This window comes from Vibrio ouci (assembly GCF_004551525.1).
Lineage (GTDB): Bacteria > Pseudomonadota > Gammaproteobacteria > Enterobacterales > Vibrionaceae > Vibrio > Vibrio ouci.
In genome coordinates, this window is record NZ_SATR01000031.1 from 37,331 (window position 1) to 58,001 (window position 20,671).

General features: G+C 49.9%; 19 protein-coding genes. 3 read left to right on the forward strand and 16 right to left on the reverse strand.

The annotated features are described in order from the left end of the window. Positions 1 to 260: 260 nt before the first annotated feature. The 10 genes from ELS82_RS17770 to ELS82_RS17810 form a co-directional block, all read right to left on the reverse strand. A complete protein-coding gene (locus ELS82_RS17770) occupies positions 261 to 1,988 on the reverse strand; it encodes an aspartate:alanine exchanger family transporter (protein ID WP_134836671.1) in 1,728 nt (575 codons plus the stop codon). 34 nt (positions 1,989 to 2,022) lie between these two features. Beyond that, positions 2,023 to 2,568 (reverse strand): DUF3332 family protein, encoded by a 546-nt coding sequence (locus ELS82_RS17775; protein WP_134836672.1) that lies wholly within the window; start codon positions 2,566 to 2,568, stop codon positions 2,023 to 2,025. Positions 2,569 to 2,630: 62 nt separating this feature from the next. Continuing rightward, positions 2,631 to 4,025: a glutamate decarboxylase gene (gene gad, locus ELS82_RS17780; RefSeq protein ID WP_134836673.1), complete on the reverse strand. Its 1,395-nt coding sequence runs from the start codon at positions 4,023 to 4,025 to the stop codon at positions 2,631 to 2,633. Positions 4,026 to 4,361: 336 nt separating this feature from the next. Continuing rightward, a complete protein-coding gene (locus ELS82_RS17785; RefSeq protein WP_244230808.1) occupies positions 4,362 to 4,661 on the reverse strand; it encodes a phytanoyl-CoA dioxygenase family protein in 300 nt (99 codons plus the stop codon). A 451-nt stretch (positions 4,662 to 5,112) separates the two neighbouring features. Further along, positions 5,113 to 5,595, reverse strand: a complete 483-nt coding sequence (locus tag ELS82_RS17790; protein ID WP_134836674.1) for a hypothetical protein — start codon at positions 5,593 to 5,595, stop codon at positions 5,113 to 5,115. A gap of 163 nt (positions 5,596 to 5,758) precedes the next feature. Beyond that, on the reverse strand, positions 5,759 to 6,598 hold the full coding sequence (locus ELS82_RS17795) for a glycosyltransferase family 9 protein (RefSeq protein ID WP_134836675.1): 840 nt from the start codon (positions 6,596 to 6,598) through the stop codon (positions 5,759 to 5,761). Positions 6,599 to 7,461: 863 nt separating this feature from the next. Next, positions 7,462 to 9,918, reverse strand: coding sequence for a collagenase (locus ELS82_RS17800; protein ID WP_134836676.1), 2,457 nt, complete (start codon positions 9,916 to 9,918; stop codon positions 7,462 to 7,464). 195 nt (positions 9,919 to 10,113) lie between these two features. Next, positions 10,114 to 10,758 carry a LysE family translocator gene (locus ELS82_RS17805; RefSeq protein ID WP_167489373.1) on the reverse strand — a complete coding sequence of 215 codons (645 nt, stop codon included), beginning with the start codon at positions 10,756 to 10,758 and terminating at the stop codon, positions 10,114 to 10,116. Beyond that, complete coding sequence (locus ELS82_RS26370) at positions 10,755 to 11,138, reverse strand: hypothetical protein (RefSeq protein ID WP_167489375.1); 384 nt, start codon at positions 11,136 to 11,138, stop codon at positions 10,755 to 10,757. Before ELS82_RS26370 ends, ELS82_RS17805 begins: the two co-directional genes overlap by 4 nt. 185 nt (positions 11,139 to 11,323) lie before the next feature. Further along, positions 11,324 to 11,917, reverse strand: a complete 594-nt coding sequence (locus tag ELS82_RS17810) for a DUF2913 family protein (RefSeq protein WP_134836678.1) — start codon at positions 11,915 to 11,917, stop codon at positions 11,324 to 11,326. 714 nt (positions 11,918 to 12,631) lie between these two features. Here ELS82_RS17810 and ELS82_RS17815 point away from each other — a divergent pair. Beyond that, a complete protein-coding gene (locus tag ELS82_RS17815; protein WP_134836679.1) occupies positions 12,632 to 13,411 on the forward strand; it encodes a substrate-binding periplasmic protein in 780 nt (259 codons plus the stop codon). A 68-nt stretch (positions 13,412 to 13,479) separates the two neighbouring features. Next, positions 13,480 to 14,277: a substrate-binding periplasmic protein gene (locus ELS82_RS17820; RefSeq protein WP_134836680.1), complete on the forward strand. Its 798-nt coding sequence runs from the start codon at positions 13,480 to 13,482 to the stop codon at positions 14,275 to 14,277. A 533-nt stretch (positions 14,278 to 14,810) separates the two neighbouring features. On the opposite strand, the gene ELS82_RS17825 is transcribed toward ELS82_RS17820, so the two are convergent. The 5 genes from ELS82_RS17825 to ELS82_RS26375 form a co-directional block, all read right to left on the reverse strand. Then, positions 14,811 to 15,332: a hypothetical protein gene (locus ELS82_RS17825; RefSeq protein WP_134836681.1), complete on the reverse strand. Its 522-nt coding sequence runs from the start codon at positions 15,330 to 15,332 to the stop codon at positions 14,811 to 14,813. Positions 15,333 to 15,421: 89 nt separating this feature from the next. After that, positions 15,422 to 16,171, reverse strand: a complete 750-nt coding sequence (locus tag ELS82_RS17830) for a hypothetical protein (RefSeq protein ID WP_134836682.1) — start codon at positions 16,169 to 16,171, stop codon at positions 15,422 to 15,424. A 12-nt stretch (positions 16,172 to 16,183) separates the two neighbouring features. Continuing rightward, positions 16,184 to 17,077, reverse strand: a complete 894-nt coding sequence (locus tag ELS82_RS17835) for a GNAT family N-acetyltransferase (RefSeq protein ID WP_134836683.1) — start codon at positions 17,075 to 17,077, stop codon at positions 16,184 to 16,186. 96 nt (positions 17,078 to 17,173) lie between these two features. Then, positions 17,174 to 17,641 (reverse strand): hypothetical protein, encoded by a 468-nt coding sequence (locus ELS82_RS17840; RefSeq protein WP_134836684.1) that lies wholly within the window; start codon positions 17,639 to 17,641, stop codon positions 17,174 to 17,176. 512 nt (positions 17,642 to 18,153) lie between these two features. After that, positions 18,154 to 18,363: a hypothetical protein gene (locus ELS82_RS26375; protein ID WP_167489377.1), complete on the reverse strand. Its 210-nt coding sequence runs from the start codon at positions 18,361 to 18,363 to the stop codon at positions 18,154 to 18,156. A gap of 10 nt (positions 18,364 to 18,373) precedes the next feature. Here ELS82_RS26375 and ELS82_RS17845 point away from each other — a divergent pair, with 10 nt between their 5' ends. Next, entirely contained in the window at positions 18,374 to 19,213 is an 840-nt protein-coding gene (locus tag ELS82_RS17845) for an HlyD family efflux transporter periplasmic adaptor subunit (protein WP_244230810.1), read from the forward strand. An 892-nt stretch (positions 19,214 to 20,105) separates the two neighbouring features. Here the strand turns inward: ELS82_RS17845 and ELS82_RS17850 are convergent. Further along, positions 20,106 to 20,651 carry a GNAT family N-acetyltransferase gene (locus tag ELS82_RS17850; protein ID WP_134836686.1) on the reverse strand — a complete coding sequence of 182 codons (546 nt, stop codon included), beginning with the start codon at positions 20,649 to 20,651 and terminating at the stop codon, positions 20,106 to 20,108. Between the last annotated feature and the right edge of the window lie 20 nt (positions 20,652 to 20,671).

Sequence of the window (20,671 nt, forward strand, 5' to 3'; positions counted from 1 at the left end):
GTAACCGTAAAGAATAGGTACACCGCAAGGTACACCAGTAAAAATCAAATCAATACAACTTAATGAAAAAACAGATAGTTAAAAATCAAGTTCAACTTACGACATCGCATCGAGCTCTCGCAGCGCCAGCAGGTCACAAGACCCCGAGTTTTCCGGCAATGAGATACCAGAACCAAGAAAAGGTCATTGAGTTCTAGTGTATTAAAATGGGAGACACGCCGGCATTAGGCATTAAAAGCCGACAAAACCCGATGGAAGCGTCAGCTCAACACCATCGTGATGTAGCCAAAGATCAACACCAGAACCGAAGTCAGAGCGTAAGGCACCGGATAACCAATCGCAGGAATATCACTGTGACTGACCTCCTGTGCGCCTTTCATCGCCGGGGTACTGTTACGACCGCCAGCGCAAGCTCCCGCTAAAATCGCCGGGTTCATTTTGCGCACATACAACCCATACAGCCACGCTAACAAGGGAGGCACCAGCGCCGCTGCGATCCCGATGATGGCCACCTTCACCACCACCGTTCCCTGAAACGAGTCGAGTATTTTCGGTCCCACCGACGCCGCCAGAACGGCGACAAACAGATTAAGGCCAATGTCCTGCAAAAAGCTCCGGGCCCCCTCACTCATTGGTCCGCCAAAGGCCGGGTTTCGCGTTCGAAGGAACGACACCCCAATCCCAACCAACATGCACCCAGCCGACGTCCCCAATGCAAAGGGGATCCCAGTGAACGTTACGCTGGCGTGACCAATCACGTAACCCAACAACAAGGACACCGCCAGATAAAAGGTTTCCGTGAGGGTGCTTTCGGTGATCGCTACGCTGTGTAAGGACGCCGCCGTTTGCGCCACGCACCACGTGGGTCCCGCCACCCGAAGCACATCACCCACTTCTATTCGTGTCTGAGCCAACACAGGCTGCGCGTGGCCCTGCCTGAACAGCGCCTTGAAATAGACCCCAAAGCCAATCTCAGCGTGCAGATCGGACACGGTTTTCCCGGCGTGTTCCGAGCGCCCAACCGGGATATCGGCCACTTCAATGTCGACATTGCGCGCTCTTGGCTCATCGACCTCATGCGCCACGTCTGACGCCTCTGCAGAAAGCAATACATGGTACTCACCCAGCACACCAATCACATCGTTCAGCGCTAAACTTGGGTTCTCCGACGCCTCCAATACGTGCTGATCGCGCACCACAGTCAGGATAGCGACGTTGGGGTACTGCTGGTAAAGATCTTGTACCGTTTTCCCCACCAGAGCTTGGTGTGAAACCCGATAGGCGCGCACGTCAATGGGCAACACCCCAGCCTGCGAAAAACCAAACGTGCCCGGGAGCTTTTCCTGCGACGCCCCTGGAGAGAATTCCGCCTCAGCCTGCGCCGCGGCGGCCACCGGATCTCGGCCAAACAAGGTCGGCAGCGACTTGATAAACACGATGATAAGCACGCTCGACAGCAGATAGCTGATGGCGTAACCCGCCGCAATGTTGGCACTGATGTGCTCGGCAGAGATCCCCGCAGGCGGCACATACGCGCCCGAATCTATCGCCGATTGCGCGACGCCCATGACAGCCGTTACCGTGTAGCTGCCCGAGATGATCCCGGCCGCATACCCTGGCTCCAAATCAAACCATTGCACGCCAGCCCAAACAATCAGGACATTGCTCGTGACCACAATCAACCCAATGACCACAAAGTCAACGCCGCCTCTCACCAGGCCAGAAAAGAACTGCGGACCGACTTTCATGCCGATCGAATACATAAACATCATCAGAAAAATGTCCGACACCAACCCGGGCGCTGGTATGGTCCGTCCGTACATCGAAAACGCCGTCAGTGCCAAACTCACCCCCACCAGCAACGTGCCGGCCGTGGTGCCCAGACTGACACCGCGGACACTGAGCGTACCAAGCGGATACCCCAAGGCGAGAGAAAGAAAAAGAAACACAAATGGGTTATCGGAGAGATAAATGAAGAAGATCTCCATACCGCCCCCTCTCCGTTTGGCTCACCACCATCGTCTATCTCACCACCGCCAAACGCAGCCCATACCCTTCGAGCTCATTACGGCCGGCGCGGGCTATCCATTGCCCATCCAGGAAGTAATCAATCGATGCGTCCACTCGGATCCCGTGTAACACTGCCCGTTCCCCGGTGTTGTAAACGATCGTCATCATCAGAGTATCGGCATTGGGGAACACCACCTCCCCTCGTTCGATCATCCGACGGGTCAGAGGCGAGATCGGGGCATCCTTGAGCGATTCATCCAACTCATCATTGATATCGATCAGAGTCTCCGTCTGGCTGTCAAAGATGTGGGGCTGACCGCTGATGGGGTTCTTCCCCGTCCAGAATTCCAAGGAGTTAAACACCAGATAGTCCGCCGCAATCGTCAATCCATAGACCGGCGATAAGAGCATATTTAACCCGCCTCGCGCATATCGGTTGTCCACTGCTTGAAGGTTAAACTTCATCAACAACCCTGTGACAGCATTGCTGCCCACACAGCCAGAAAGACTTATTGCCAACACACTGGTCGCAACGATAACAGAACACGATGGTTTCATGGTTCCTCCTGATCCTCTTGGCCAAACACAGACCGCGGCGCCGCATTGAGCCGCGACGGTGCTCAACCGTGATTGAAACTGCCCGATTCCACGGCAGTGCTGCCGTGGAGTATGGGATATTTGGCAAAAAACTGAAGGCAAGCATTCAGATCAACCAGCAGCAAATCGGCCATATCACGACTGAAACCATGTCGAACGAGCAGCCGCATGATCACCAAATCCTCACGCTGAGAAGGCATCGCATAGGCGGCAATCTGCCACCCGCGAGCGCGGATGCGATCCGATAAGTCGAATAAATTGAAACCGGGCTCGCTGCCCGGCTTGAGGGTCCAGCTCACCGCCGGGATCCCGCCTTTACCATCGTAGATAATGGTAAACACGCCCATCCGCTCAATGGCTTTGGCCAGATAACGGGCATTGGCGTAACAGGCCTGATGGATTTTTCGATAGCCCTCTTTACCCAAACGCAAGAAGTTGTAGTACTGAGTGACGATTTGCCCGCCCGGACGCGAGAAGTTCAGCGCAAAGGTCGGCATGTTGCCTCCCAGATAATTGACGTGAAACACCAGCTCCTCGTCCAACGCCTTAACATCCCGCCACACCACCCACCCCACCCCCAATGGAGAAAGGCCAAACTTGTGACCGGAGGCGTTGATGGAGTGCACCCGTGCCAGACGAAAATCCCACTTCAGGTGTGGATCGCAAAACGGGGCCAGAAACCCGCCACTGGCCGCATCCACATGGATTGGAATATCGAGCCCGGTTGCCCCCTGCAGTTTGTCCAGGGCCTGATGCACGGCTTCGACCGGTTCATACTGGCAAGTGAAGGTCACGCCAAGGGTGGGCACCACGCCGATGGTGTTCTCATCACATCGGCTGACCACCTCCTCCGGCGTCATGATCAACCGATCCCCTTCCATCGGTATTTCACGCAGCTCAACGTCAAAATACCGCGCAAACTTATGCCAACAGACCTGAACGGGACCACACACTAGGTTGGGCCGATCGGTCGGTTTTCCCTGTGCCGCCATTTTTCGCCGCCAGGCCCATTTGAGGGCCAGACCGCCCAACATGGCCGCTTCACTCGAGCCCGTTGTCGAGCACCCCACCGGATCGGTGGCACTCGGGGCATGCCACAGATCCGCCAGCATATGCACGCATCGCGCCTCGATTTCGGCCGTTTGCGGATACTCATCTTTATCGATCATGTTTTTGTCGATGCATTCGTCCATTAACTGATGCACTTCTTCTTCGACCCACGTCTGGCAGAACGTCGCCAGATTCTGACGCGAGTTCCCGTCCAGCATTAATTCATCGTGCACCACTTGGTAGGCGTGCTGTGGCGCATGCTCATGCGAAGGGATCCGGTATTTGGGGATGGCCACGGCAAGATCGAGGGACGAATACACATCGTCATAAACGGAACCACTCACATGAGAAGTCTGGTGAAGCGGCATAACACCTCCTGAAGCCAAAAGACGATCGGCAGGTTGAACATTCTATGCGCAAAGATAGTCGAGTTCTGATGGCTTACCACATATCACGTGCGGAGCCGTCACAATAAGATGAGAGAGATGCCAAGGCATTTAAAAGGGAAACCAGACAGCTTATCATCATGACGGGCGCCGTATCTCTCTAATCTGACGGCGTTTTATCTGTTCATTGGCCTTAAACAGAGACGGTAAGATCAGCCATGGGACAGGAGAAGGCGAGTGGCATTAATAAAAATTAATATAACTTAATAACACAAGGGCACGCCAGATGGACCCAAAAACCGACGCCAGCGAGGGAGGCTAAGTGCCACGGTCAATGCTCACTTTCACCCGGTAGCGGTTCCGGCTACCGGATGAATCCCGGCCACCGATCAGCAAGCTTTCATGATCGGTAATATCCAGATCCGACCCGTCCATCACATCGCCCTCCAGTCGTCGCGGATAAATTAAAGTATCACTGGAGGTCACACGCAGATTGATGGCAAGACGGTCTCTATCGGAGGTGTTATCCAGTGACGAATGCATCGTCCGCTCGGTGAACACCACAAACTCCCCCCGTTTCATTGGCAGCACCACAATGTCTTCCGCCGCTTCCTCCACACGCAAGCATGAACCGACTGAAGAGGGATGGCTTTAAAGCAAAGGAACCGATTAGCGCGCTGTCAAACCCGGATGGATGACAGCCTTCACCACGCGGCTGAAGACCGTCACCAATGACCGTATTTCGCGATCAGAAGCTGAAACGGAGATGCCCGCTTAACAGCCCCACAATCCACGCGTCGTTATATCGTAGGGTTTTAGTCGAAAGACTATTTCTCATTCGTTTTATTTGTTGAGGTGAGCCATATCCAAACAAACCAAAAACAGAATAGATTCCCATCGCAAAATAAAAATGACCTTATGATTCGGATCTCGTTAAATAAAGTTTAAAACCAACATCTAGTCACTAATAACCTCAAAGAAGTAGCAGTGGATAAGTATATTCTAAACAAGATTTTTATAAGATTAAGATAAAGTATGACTTAGAAATACTGTTAAATAATAGCCTTGACTATTTTCCGTAATTACTAAGCATTTTCTTTAGCAGGGTATTAACATCTTTAGTTTTTTTATTTCTCTTAGTTAGAGCACTTAAAGAGGTAGGCATTTCAGGTTTAGATATATCAGCTTCTTCCTTTACCCGATCACGTAATTTCTTAACAGCAGGAAGCAACATGCGAATTTCTTCACCAAGTTCATTCTCAAGTACAACAATGTTTTCAGATTCAACTTGCATGATAGTTAAAATACCATACTTGACTGATTTTACTTTTTCACCAACCATATAAGATTGTAGTGGAACAGAACGATCAGAAACTTGTCCCCTACGAAGCTTACCTGCAGTAATTGAACGAATATTTCCGGTATTTTCAAACGCAACAATAACGGTGTGTGTATTGTAGTATTCAATCACCGTAATATAGCCATGTTTTTTCGTTTTAAATCGAGTGCCTATTTGGATATCGTGTGGCGCTTTTTGTTTTTTAATTAGCATTCAGTGCACCTAGGCTTCTGGTAAAATCCGACATAGAGTAAGTATATATTCTTCTGCGTTGGGTATTTACGGTTCATCCCTATTTCATCCTTTTGGGGGAGGGCAACCGCATGAGTGCTTAGCAATTTCGCCGTAAAACCTCGCCCGATAGGGCAGTGAGAAGTTACCTAGGGGAGCAGTCTATCAACTCGATAGCCTTTTCTATACCCTGAACTGGGATGGTCTGCATACATACGGGCTCAACCTGAATACACAGGGAATCGCCAAACAGGTGTTCGTGATCTTGCTGGCAGCCTTTGTAATATCCATGCATACCGCATGGTTGCATGGGACATTGAGATAAATGGTAGAAAACACGCTGACCGGGGTAAGTTACGCACTCTGCTCTTGAGCTTCCAAGAAGAACCAATACGTTCACGGCTCCTACAGCGGCTGAACCGTGAACCATAAAGCTGTCGAGGCAAATCCCCGCCAAGCTATGTCGTGCAATGGCAAGCGACTGTCTTGGCGAATAATGGGCGTAGGAAAGATCAATAAAGTCGTACCGATCGGATAGTTTTTCTACCAGGGTTATCCAGTTTTGTCTCCGCCAGAGCCTATTGAAAGATGTTGACGTAGACTGTATCCAAATCAACGGCTTGCTATAACATGCCACTTCACTCCGTCCGAAGTCGTCTTCTTGCTCGGATAGAGGAATAAATGGTTTCTCTGTCTTTAGTCGGATACCGAGCTGCTCCTGTGCGATCTCCGTCATATGAACATAACTAGGGCGATAGGGATAATTATTATGGGGGCGCCTAGCGGTATAGGTACGAAGATCAACATCAAAGCAGCATTCTTGTTCTTCTGCATTAATAATATCTACCCCTTGGAAGCCTTCAAGGAGAAAGGGAAAAGGTGTAACAACTTTTATCCTACCATACTCGTTCAGAAGACTTGATAATACTGCTGTGCTAGCAACTGTACATCCCATAGAATCCGGTAATCTAATTAATAGGGACATGTTTTCTTCTCCTCGATTTAGCAATTTCGCCTTATATTCCCGCCCTCATCAGGCGCGGGTTGTATGTGTTCCTCAGCCGCTGCACCGTTCGATCCAACCGCTTCAAAGGAACGTGCCCTTGAAGCACGAACGTCATTACAATCAGAACAAGGAAAGAAAATCTCTTGATTAAACTTTACTAATCCTCAACTTACGGCCAAACGGCAATCTAAGCCGCAGAGATAAAAGCACTGATACGCCCTCAAGCCATAGCGGCCGACGGCGATCAGTACAAAGGGGGGGAAGAATAAAGGAGTCTTATTTTTTACTTCGATCTTGGTTTAATTGAGTGCCAACTGACGTCTGCAACATGCCCTCAATAGCGATAGAGAAAGGCCAAACGCCATTACTCCGCCAGCTACGATCGGGTATACAGTGTCAAGGTGACCATTGCACTGCGAACCATACTGTGTTCGCGAATCCGTATGAACAGCGTCCAACATCATTGCACGAATTGGCAGGGTAGACCACATTGCCAATAAACAGGGAGTGCTATCGGAAATCAGTCTCGCATTTCAATGGTCAGCAAGGATATTCTCATAGCCCTGAGCACTCGGCTATTTAATAGTATTACTTAAATATTATTAATCACGTCTCAACGGGTGAACCTTTGTGTTCTGATGTAGGATCGGAGACAGTCACCCGCACCGCTCAGTTTCCGGCCTGACTGGTTTCGTGTCCGGGCGTCATGCGAAACGCAACCCTGCGATAGGCAATAAAAAAGCGAACCTGAAAACAGATCCGCTTAGGAGGAAAGCCGGGGGCCAGAACCTCTGTGAGAAGCGTCAGCAGGCGATGAAACCCATCGCCCTATGAGGTGACCATCACTGACGGCAACTTGCCGTATCGAAGTCGACCACCAGCGCCGCGTTTTCAAATTCGCCGGACACTTTGAGGTAACCCCAGTAATTGGCCTGGCCAGCGATGGTGATGCATTCGCCGTTGCCTCGGTTATCCGACCAGCCATGCAAATTGGACCCATCCTCATTCGGCCAACCAAGGTTACTGTACTCCAGCTTAAGATCCCCACTGCCATTGCCCGATGAGATCGCGATGGAAGACACCTCATCCACACCTGGAATGCTCAACCAGATTGGCGATTGCGTCGCTAGACAAACCGGTTCGCCTGCCACCAGACGACCGCCATCCACTTTGACCCTGTTCTCACAATCATCAGGCAGTTCTCCGACCCCGCCATCCACTGAGATGGCGATCGACGTGGTAGCCGTATCGGTGTTGCCTTCGTTGTCGGTGACCGTTAGGCGCACCGTGTAGCTGCCCGCGGCGCTGAAGGCGTGAGACGGATTGGCCTCACTGCTGGTTGCGCCATCTCCAAATTCCCACAGATACCCCGTGATCTGCCCATCATGGTCGTAACTCGACGCACTGCTGAATGAGAGGGGTTCATCGACGTGTCCTTCATGGCGCACCTCGATCACCGCCGTCGGTTTGCCAACGTTCCCTTTGATTAAGTCCTGCTGCCATTGCACGAACTTGGTTTGATAGTGTATCGCCCACTGATCGATGATCGCTTTATACTCGGCCCAGTTGCCACGGCGCGTTTCCACCAGCATCTGATTCACGTCATCAGGATGTTGCTCAAACATAAAACGTACCGCCAAATAGCCCCAGCGATAAATCCTATCGACGTCAAACCCATCGTAAGTGGTCGCAAAGATCTGACTCAACGTATACGGTGACCCATCTACAATGGTGGTAATGGCCTCTGGGTTGTTGTTCCCCTTGGCCACATACTCCGCCACACCTTCGCTCCACCACACCACCAATTCAGTGGGGTGGTTGAAGTCGCCGTACAGATCAAAACGTCCATCCAGATAATGGACGTACTCATGCTCCAGATTCCAGACAAAATGACCCGGGTTGGCGTATGAGGCTTCATACGCCACAAAATTTGGCACGTTACCCGGCGTAGCCGGATCCCCCTCCAGATACATCCCACCGTTATTGGTGTCGATGCCGAAAATCGGCCCCGCGTACTTGCCATAATCATCGCTGCTGTCGAAGATGTTCACCTGTAACTGGGTATTGTGATCATCAGCGACAGGTTCATTGCCCGTTTCAAGACGCCTGTGGAAGTAACTCTCCTCATAGCCCATTTTGTCACAGGCCGCTTTGTGCTGCTCCTGTGTCATATTTTGCGAAAGAATGCGGATCGTTGGGCTACAGATAAAGCTTTGTGACAGCGTCAACGATTTCAGTCGCGGCTTAAAATCACAGATCCCAAACGACTCACAGTCCGAATAGTGAGAAGCCGTATCAGCGGTCGCCAGCCAGACAGCATCGCCAAAACCGTACATCTCGTACTGCTTAAACACCGCCGAAACATGCGTTTTAACCCGCGCTTCAATCGCCGTACCCGTGTACTGGAGTAGCCTCGCCATCTCCCGACCCGCATTGGCCGTCATGAACTGATCGTCACGACCAATCGAGTCCCGATCTAACGCCACATTGGCTAACGCGTCCACCAGCGCCGTCTGTGAACCAATCCGCTTGACATACTGATCATTCCATTGCCCGCGATACAACACCGTAAACACGCGGTTGACCGCGTCGCGCATATACCAGTTCTGCGCGTACGCCGGGTTCCAGCGGGTCAGCCACTGGGTCACCACATCCAGGTAGGCATGGTGTAAGTTCGCGCTGTCCATGGTGGTGATCACCTCACGTAGCACCTTGCCATGCGCATCGCTGTTTTCATAAAACTGCGCGTTCGCGACAAACGCGTCCACCGCATCTTTCACCGCCGGAGTCACCCAAGGCAGCAGCTCGACGTTATCGTTATAGAACGCCACGTAATAGCCGGCACGCAGATACAAAAACAACGCTTCCAGCGCATCGTTTCCCCCTCCCTGATAACGCTTGGCCAGCTCTGTGGTGTGCGTCGCCACATTAAACATGTTGCTCGACTCAAAAGCGAGCTCCTGAATGCGGCTCTCGGCCGAAAACAGATCGCCGACACAGCCAGCCCCCTGCCCCGTAATCGCGGCGATCAGTGCCTGGCTGTCGGTGGTGGCAAACGACTCGATATCGCACCCCGTCGCAGCGTCATCCACCTGGAATGTCGACAGCGGAGTGACGTTGGGTAGCGGTTTTTCCGGTAACACTTGGGTCAGCCCACGCTCCGGTGGCGGATCTTCGACACCGTGAGGCTTATGCGGACTGATCCGGTCGACATACTGAGGCACAGGCTCACCGATCGCATAGACGTGAAACGAGAGTAACGCGCCGACCACTGCAATTGTTAGTTTGTTCAATTCCATCTTAAACTCTTTTTATTGGTAATGACTAACACAAACGGCGTTGCCGTTCTTTGCAAAATCACAGACCAATCTAGGCAGAGAAACGAACATTATGAAACTAATTTCTCATTAGTTATGTTAAATCTCAGAGAATTAGACTGCGGGAACCGTTTATGTCGCTCCCGCATCAACAGACTAACGCCACACCCAATGTGGTCAGGCTGATGGCAGCGCGGTGAATAGCCTGACGTTCAACTCACCAAACACTTCCACCACCGTGGGCAATACGGACAACGCCAGCAAGGCGCCAATCACCACATTGAAGGCCTGCCTTAATCCATTTTGCTCCAACCGCCGTTTAAAGGTCGCCCCGGACACCAGCCAAAATAGTGACGAGAGCAATGCACAAAGCCAAAAAATCCCAGCCAGCGTGATCACTTCCATGACAACCCGCTCGGACCCACTGGTAAAGGCGGACACCGCGCCAATCGACACAAACCAGGCTTTGGGGTTCACCCACTGAAACAGCGCCGCTTCTATCAGTGACAAAGGCCGTCGCCGGTGGGCCTCCTTAACCGAAGCGGAGGTCGCCACTTTGAGCGCTAAATGGAAGAGATAAAGGACGCTCACCACTTTCAAGATCAGCATCAGGTTCGGATACAGAAAAATCATCGTCCCCATCCCCAAGCCAATACACAACGTTAGCAACGGAAAACCTAGGGTAATACCAGCAAGATGCGGCAGGCTTTGACGAAGTCCGTAGTTCACGCCTGACGACATGATCATCATGGTGTTCGGACCCGGTGTGATCGACGCAGAAAACGCAAACAGAAAGACACTCAGATAAAACTCCCCATTCATCGACCCACACACCTTTCTCGATCTGACATTAACCGTTTTACCGTGGTGATAAGCGACTGCGCCAACTGCTCTATCCATTGTACGGGCTCAATACCAATGCTGACGCGCAGATAATTTGGCGCCCCTTCTTGGTTGAGAAACGAGGACTCATACACACGCGCCATCGTCTGGTTCCAGCCAAAGCCAGCTTGAATATTAAACTCGCCACCGCGCTCCCGACTGGCCTGATGCCATTGATGTAGCACTGAGCGATTCAGTTCGACCCAGTCTCCTTTTAAAAGCGATAAGTACAGCTCAGGATCAAAGACGTTTTGACTCTTAACGATGCCTTTTGTAAACAATTCCGGCGTTCTTATTGTTTTATTACTATACGATGCCACTCAATAACTCCATCGATACAACATAGAATGCATTAATATAATCCCTAATAATATTAATAAGTTAATCATCACCAAGGCGGTCGAACGCAATATTGAGCGTCCCACATAATAAGAACAATTAAGTTTTAATAACTCAGTGAGGGAAAAAACATCACTCACGACAATGCCGTCGCCACCAGGAAGCGCTAGGGGCGCCGAGCCTTCGCAGACAACAAGACGTGGGTATGCGGCAACTCAGTCGGCGAAACTTGAGTGTCAGACAGGAAATAACCATGACGGTCAATGCACTCAAGTACCGGGGCAAGGCGTTCGGACGGAACCAGCATCGCCAAAGGCGTTACGGGGTCCACCTGAGGATCGAGCAGGCTGTCCAACTCGCTGGTCACCATGTAGATCCTGGCCAGTTGCAACGGCTCAGTCTCGTTCTGCAGGTGCGTCTCGATCCCGACCTGATCAGACAAGGCGTTCAGCAGTGCATACAACTGCTCGGCGTCCTCACTCCCAGCATCATTCACCTGCTCGTTCAGTTGATAAAGCTTCCACTCCAGGTTGCCCCCGCGCCGACGCGCCGCGTGCAACATCATGCGGATTTCTTTTTTCACATTCGCAAACGCACTTTGTTTATAACGTTTTTTCAGGTACTTGATCAGAATGTCGTTACGCACCGCCACCGAAGCGCGCTGCTCGGCTTGTGATACTTTGCACAACAAATGCAATAACGCGTGGCAAACCAGCCCTTTCAGGTTGGCTCGGTATGCAAAATCTTTCTGCTTTGGCATGCAATCATCCCTTCGTTTCGCACGCAGCCTCCCCACGGGAAACGGGTTAAGCCGCGCACATTTGGCTCTGGACTGGACGAACAGTACTCCCTGCCCGTATGGTATGCCGCGACGTCTGCGCGCCCCCAGAGAGGTAACGTACCAAGCATCGTCGTCCAAGTTTTATGGTCCCGTTTTGAGGCAGTTATACCATCGCTTTGGGGGCTGGAGTCAGTTAATAAACAAAAATAAAAAGTGCGGATTGTCTCATCAGAGATATCGCCTGCTCATGACGCCAAATCATTAATAAATAGTATTAATTATTCACAGCCCATAAACTGTGTTTCAATCAGGATGGGATGCATGGAAGCATTTTCGCCAACACTCTCACTGGTTGGCGTACCCAAAGCCAGTTGGTTCTTCCTCAGGCAGAGGAAAGCTATCTGGACCCGCAAGCGACAATGCATGTGACGCGCGACTCTTTGGGTCACGCAGACTTGTTCATCGCCCGCGCTCGGCCTTGTCACGGGTGTGGTCGTTTGCATTGAGGGCTGATCCAACCGGTACGCGCTGGTTCAGCCCTCTACCTCCAAACACATCCGCGGTCCAATCAATGAACCCGATGGCCGCAACCACGAGTCAAAAGACTGACGACGCCACGCCCTTGGCATATTTGCCTTCCCCCCCTCATTACCTATACTCAACAAAGGCGTTGAGCAACCCCTTAATAACGATATGAGTAAATGGATTACGATCTTGGTATGCCTCATCACTTGGCCAAAGTGGACAAGTGCAGGGCTTGATGTGACGATCTATGGCGATGACGCTTACCCGCCCTACTCGTATGTGGAGAGCGGCCGCTTAACCGGCATTTACACCGTCATTTTAGAAAGCGCGTTTGAAAGAATGCCGAACTTCAATGTGACCTTAGCCGGGATCCCATGGCAGCAGGGCTTGGCAGACATTGAACGAGGCAATCTCTTCGCCCTCTATCCGCCCTACAAACGTCCCGATCTTCGCCCCTTTATGGAATACGACATGCCCATTCTAGAGGAACACCTAGTCGCAGTATGTACCAAGTCTGTTCTCAGCACCCCCAGACCCAATTGGCCTGAAGACTATAAAGGGCTGACCATTGGAAAAAATGCCGGCTTTGCCTCGGGCGGCCCGGCGTTCCGACAACTGGTTGAACGAGGTGACATCTCCCTCCTGGAAACTCGAGGGACCGCTTTCAGTCTGCTACAACTGCTTAAAGGCCTGACGGATTGCTACATCAACGACAGACTGTCCATCCAATGGGAACTCAAACAACTGGCCAAAGAGCGAAAGTATGATGGATTCAGTGTGGTCGAGGCAACCGTCATCAGTACTGAGCACGGCTATCTGGGGTTTGCAACCGATCAAGCACATTTCCCTTTTAAAGCCGCTTTCAAAGGTCAGTTTTACGATGTGCTGGCGGACATGAAGGCCAAAGGAGAAATCGAACAGATCGTACGGGACTTTCTACAAAATTGAGGGCAACAGTTATGCACGCGATACGCCCCCCCCCTTGATAGCAAACCACTGACGGCAGGGCGACGACCATGAAGTGGCTGCTGCTACCCACCATTTTGATAAGCAGTGCCTGCCTCGCGTATAGCCCCCCCACTGACGTGGTGGTCTACGGCGATGATGCCTACCCGCCATACAGTTATCTGCAAGAGGGCATGGCGAAAGGCATTTATGCGGAGATCTTATACGCGGTGTTTGAGCGCATGCCAGACTACCGAGTCATCATTAAACCTATCCCCTGGAAACGCGGCCTGAAAATGTTGAAAATCGGACAGAGTTTTGCCCTGTTCCCACCTTATTACTTCCCAGATAAACGGCCGTACATCTCACCGTATTCTGATCCCATTCTCAATGAAGAGGTGGTGGTGTATTGCCGACCGGATCGCGTCAAGGCTCTCACTCTCAAGCAATGGCCTGAAGACTATTTTGGTCTCACCATTGGCATCAACGAAGCGTTCGAGATCGGGGGAAAGGCGTTTTGGGAAGCCGTCAATGATGGTAAGATCACCCTATTGGAAGCCAAGGGAAATCGGCCAAGCATCCTCAACCTCTACCACAAGAAGTCCGATTGCTATGTCAATGACAAGTTGTCCATCCTTTGGGAAGTGCGTTTATTGATCCAAGAAGGGCAGATTGAATCGGACTGGCCATTGCAATTAGGTCATTCGATCAGTGGTGAGCAGGGGTATCTGGGATTTACCAACGCGAGCCTGTCTCGTTATCCCTACAAACACCATTTTATTCGTCAGTTCAATCAAGCACTGGAACAGATAAAACAAGAAGGCATCATCGACGATATTCTGGCCAGCTACACGGTCAACCACCCTTGATCCCTCTGAAGGGAGGACGAATTCCTGCCACTTTTCGGATAAAAGCCCCGAGTACAACCTAACCGACATCCGAATGGCTTCCCTGAACCCTGGGCGAAAAGCTGAACGGGTATTGGGTTAACCACAACGGGAATACCGTAGCCAGCGCCAAATCAGGTTGAAAATGCTCAAGGTTAGAGTGTGTACTTTCCTCCTGAGCTTGTGCTTCTGACTGCCCGACATCACTAGTGGTAGGAGGATTTTTCCACTTTGCCGTGATGACGAGCAACAAGATTTGGGCAGGAGGCTACCAACATAGGATAAGACAGCCCTTTGTCTTCAGTAAGCCATCGTTGTAAAAAAAGCCGTCCGTTAGGACGGCCTTGAAGAAACGAAGCACCAAATCGCGCAGTGACGCTTCTCGGTGAGCAGCCAAGAGCCGTTCCCCTAGCCTTATTAATATAGTTTGTATTGATATTTTTGCCATTAACTGTAATTCAAGGACTCACTCAAGCCTTTGGTGCCCGACGACGCACTGAGCCGTCGGATGCCCCTCATCCTTTGATATCACGAGATAGTTGACGTAAGTGCTCAATCAGCTTATGCAAGGCGTGACCGGTGAGCATTGACACGACCAAGCGTATCTTTCCGTCGGACAACACGAGATCAAACACTCGGCCCCCTCCATTCGCCATCTGCTTTTCGTGCACGCTCACGATGTCGTCGAACTGACAGTACCTGCTCTCACCCAAAAGCTGGGTCACCACCAACGTCTTGTCGTCAAAAAATACGCGCACACTCAATTGCTGGGCCGTGATCACCACCGTCAACGTCGTTAACGCCGCAAAAAAGAGGCTCAGAGTGAACGTGGCCAAGGGATCGATGATGATCTGACTGAGAAGAAACGAAGCGGCCAAAATCACGCACCAGGCGATCCCCTGAAGAAAGTATGCGCAGTGCAACTGGTTCATGCCCGAGTACATACTCTCCATGCGTTTTTTGTGGTGTGAAATCAGTTCAAAGGTCGCCAACATCACTATGGGGATCAGCAATCTGGCATACTCAATAGCCTCCATGCAGTGAGCACCTACTCGTCATGACACTTGCCTTTAGTATAGCGCTCCGACACTGCATATACGAAGATAATCGCATAGTAAATACTCACTTACTTAATCACGCATCGTTCAGCGTCTTCCTTCAGCACGACCACCGCTTCACGAGATCCGTCCCTTGCCCCGGCAAATAACTGATGATAATCATCCAGATGCAACCGACCTATCGCAGCGTCAATGGGATGATGCTCATCGAACACCGACTCAATTCTCGCCGAGACACGGATACACGTTCCGTTTGATCGCAACGTATACTCCCCGCCGTTTTCCATCAGTTTTGCGATGACCGCATCATTCACATTCAGGATGATGCGACCTCTATCTTCCTTGCGTTCAGACACAAACAACCGCACTTTCAACTCACCCAATGCAACGACAGATAACAATCGCTTCGAGTCTTGATATTGTGTGTTAAGCGCCGCTAACGCCCAGTCAACCTCCACCCCTTGCCGTGTCAATGCCTCAACTTTTGCTTCCAGTTCATCGCGATGTCTATCTCTTGAGCTGAGCGCCTCTATCAACTGCTCGTGTGACACAAAAGCCCCTTCTGACAGCGCAATCAGCTCTTTGCCTGGCAGGGTAAAACTGGTCGAGAACTCCGGGATCTCCGTGGACACAAACTTCCCGGACTGAATTTGATCACGCAGGTATTGTTCCTGGAGCAGTTGACTGACCACATGCGGGTAGACGTACTGCTGGACAAAGCTCTGCCAATGCCAGATCCACACTGCGAACATCAATGAACTAAATCCCGTGATCAGAGTGATCAGTAGGTGCTGTTTAATGAAGTTCGTCCCACGCACGCTGGATGCCCCTCATGACAGGCTCGACGGACGTACACCCAACAGATACAGGCCCCACGTTCCCAACGCGATCACAACGCAAACCGGTACAATCACACCGCCCATCATCGCTTTTATGACATCATTGCCATTGATGTGGCCATTACATGTGTCGTTCTGATAAACCCGGACACAGTGCTTCGCCCCCTCCAGAGGGTAAAACGCCCAATCAATCACCCCTTCCACCACTTTCCAATAAGGACGAGACCGCCCCTCGCGCCGAACATTGGCAAAGTAACCCACTCTGGCCGATATGGTGGTCGAGGGCTCGCCGCCCGCCAGGCTATTTCCGAGTTGATCCAGCCCAACCAAAATGTTGTGGAGCCACTTGACCTTAGGGTTCGATCGGTCCGCCATCGCGATGTGTCGACAATAGTCGGCCTTGAGCATGATGTACGCATGCGTTCCCCACCAAACACCGTTCGACTTCGAAATGCATTGGCGAAAGTACCCCTCGTAGACCATACCCAGTTTGCGCAGTAACGCACATCCAGCAAGGTTACACGATTGTGCGCTGGCACTGACACGATCAATGCGGAGCGTATCAAATGCATACTTCAAAAGCGCTTCTCCCGCTTCATAGGCGCTCCCTTGTCGGTGAAACTGTCGGTTGATCACCCAGCTCAGTTGGCACGAGTGGCTATCTATTGCCTGGCGAACTACTGTGTGACCCACAACCTGCCCGGTCTCTTTGAGTACAATTGCCAGAGCGTCGTCTTCATCTGAGATAAACCTGGTTACATCCTGACGGGACATGCGTTTTTTGGCCAGACATTCGGTCACCGAAGGATCGGACATGTAGCGATACACATCATGATCGTCTCTGGCAAGCAATCGGCGGAGCACCAACCGTTCCGTCTCTATCACTCTGCATCCTCTAGACTAACGGCTACACCGATGAGACTATCCTGACCGTATTGCTCTCTCTGCTTCTGTTGGAATCGGCGTACGGCCGACAGAAATTCATCGTGCATGTAAGACAAAGCAAGCCCCCCCATTGTCCCGGTCTAACTCCAGCAAGATTTGACTCTCGCCGCTGTGGTATCGGATGTGTTGATCACGCAATGAGGGATACATACGGGGCACGCGTGTATAGTGACGATCAAGCCAGCTTTCTAACGGCGTAAACGACTGACTGCCTTCAAATAGGGTTAAGATCGCGACCAGCTTTTCCTGCTCACTGAACACAATCTTAGCTTCGCGGAGCTCGCTAACCGGCATATCCGCACAACAGGCCATGCTCTCGACAGGCAACTGATACTCCGGCCCATGGGTATATCGGTTTGTCCCGCTACGCACTATTTCCGGGTAGATCACCGTGAAGTGAGATTCCAGAGTCTCACCTAAGGTTAAACCGAACATCGTCGGATTCGCGCCTACCTGAAGCACAGGCCACCACACCAAAAAACCAATGGTCATCAACTGGCTCATCCCCTTCGACTCCTGAATTGGTGAGAATGCGCGTGATAAGGTGTGACAACGTCACTGCGTATCACGATACGCATCAAGTCACACGAGCGTATCAGTGAACGTGCAACGGGTCTTGTAAGTTAAGCAATTAATAAATTAAAATAATATTCAACAGAAAGAGGCGATACCGCCCCCTCCCCCTTGCCAATATTATTAAATTTTATAAAGATTTACTCCGCGAAAGACTCATATACAATCGATATCATATTAATAATCAGGTTCATTGCCCAAGTAACACTCTGGTTATGCCCTGACATCTTGTCACCTGGAGGACAATCATGGATATGAGCACCGTTTTTCGTTATCTCAAATTTAAGTTCAAATGCCCGTTTGATTCGATTTTACTCAAGCCTACCTGCTGCATCGACAGTTCAAATTGTCACATTCACATGAACACCCCACTCGATTTACGTTACCTCGATCTCACTAAGGTCATCAGCAGCTGTGCGCTCACGGACCAAGAGTTAACACACTTACTTCAAGGCTGTGTCGTTTACATGTGTGGCTATTTTGACCGTCGATACTTTGAACGCGATTTCTGCCGGGCCATTGCCAGTCAATACCAGATTCAGGAATGCCACTTTGTGAAACGACAACCAGTGATCAGAAATGGCCCCAATGAACTCTCGATTGATTTTGCTTTGAACGATGTCCAAGAGCTCGACACGAAAATGTGCGTCCATTTTGACTGCTATGGGGCCATTAACCTTGATAACCATTTTTACTTTCGTGTACGGTACTTTGGCCTATTTAAATAGGGGATCCAAGTCGTCAACGCAATCTGACAAGATAGCGAGACTCTTTGTCAGGCTGGGCCTGATTTTCCTGTTTCTTCTCACTCCTAGCTACTCAGGCAAAAATGAACGTCAGATCAGCGTGATCGCGAAAACCCTCAGGTTTGACATTACGCTGCCTGGCAAGGTGATCGCCCCGCACATCTACCCTCTTCCTACGCCCGACAATGGTCGCCTTTCAGCAATCCATGTCCAGAAAGGTCAGCGTGTGACTCGCGGTGATCCGCTGTTTGAGATCGAAACCTTTCCAACCGTCGACAGTCCTGACTCAAAACGTCCGACACCAAGGAAAACGATCTATTCACCCATGACCGGCTTAGTGTTGTCGATCCCTTTTCAAATCAGCGATTGGGTCAAGTCATCCTCCTCAGTTAGGGACGCTGATATTATCATGAGACTGGCAGCGCCTGGGCCGATGGTATTTGAAGGGTACGTCAGTGGGACCGATTCTGCTCGCATAAAACTGGGGACGGAAGTGATCGTCACCTTGGTGGCTTACCCAAAACAACCGATCTCAGGCCGTGTTTCTTTTATCGCATCCGTGTCGGAGTCCACAATTGGTCCCGTTTCAGCGTCAGGCCGAAGTGGTCGGTTCAATCGGTTGTTTAAACTCCGAGTACACTTAAACGATGAGCATAATGACATTGTCTGGCGATCAGGTGTGTGCGACCAAATTGAAAATGCAGGGGCACTTTTTGGAATGTTTTTCGATCAGTCTATGTTTTCGCTAAGATACTAAATTATCGGTGAAAAACGCCCCTATTGAAAGGGGCTCGGGGTGTATAATAGAGCACACTTTTTTTGTATTGAGACCAAACTTCTCGTTTACAGGGGCATTTTCACACAAAAATTACAGGCTAAAAATAACGAGAATACAGGCACTCACACCGTGGTATTAAAAAGTAAATTTACAACTCTAATTAGATCACTAAGAAACATGATTATTAAGGCAAGTATTAAGAATACAAATACTGACAGGAATTGATTGTCTAAGAAGTTTGGCTTTGACCCAGATTTATATGATTATATTTAATTTCACGTATTGTTTGTCTGCTCCTTATTTTTTACGAAGTAATTTAATCACATGATAAGATTTGTTCCTACTTTTACTTAATGACTTTTATTTAAATAACCAGGGAATTCCTACCCTAAAAAATATGGTTTAATAATTACGTACTCAATCCGAAAGTTAACCGAGAAAGATTTTCCAGTATTTTGGAAATTTTATGCATGTCACAACTCTTATTTGTCTATTGAAGAATTAGATGCTAATGGCTGTTATGATGTTGATCCTGAGTATTTGATGGATGTTTGTTGGGAAGAGATGGAAGTTGTGCATACTTTCTAATAAGTGATGGAAACATAGCTGGTTTCGTAACGACAGAAAACACCCTGGTAAACAAACAGAAGTTTATAGAGCTGTCTGACATATTTGTTTTACCAAAATACCGTAAAAAACAAAGGCTACTATATTTAACCATAAGAGATCCTCAATATGTGTTTGTCGTAAGCAATGCTTAACAACCGAAATGACAAAGCGAAGTAGATAACTTTGTTGTTCGAAGAAGATTGGCTGCTCGCGCAGCCAACAGGATGTTATTGCCTATTGACAGGTAGAAGGCTCATATGTGTTATGCGTAATTTTTGACGTACTTTGTCATTGCTGTTTCCGAGACTGACAAACCGTCGATTCTATATTGATCTTTGAACTCTCCAACAACATTGAACCCTGCTTTTAGGTAGAGGTTCTTTGCTGGGAAATTCTCTGATAATACACAAAGATCAAGCCAGTCAATTTCAGCTTTTTCTTGGCAGAAATTTATAACAGCATCAATGAGTCTWTGACCAAGACCTTGCTTCCGGCAAGAAACATCTACGCCCATACCTAATAGAACTCTGTGAGAACRGCTTTCATCACTGTGGTGGCGAAGATCAATATGACCTTTGATATTTCCAGAGGTGTCTTTTACAACCCAAAGTTTTCTCCAACCTAAGTCGCCAAACTGATGAGAAAAGCCTTGGATAAACTTATCTTTTGTTGYTTCWGGAATTTCACTTTGCTCTCTGGACATTGGCTGGAAAAGAGGAACTTCTCCATTACCATTTTCAGACAGCTGATTTTCTAGATACACAAAGAATGAATCTAAATCCGATTTTTCCGCTTCTACTACTTCCATCTAATTCTCGGTACTCCATC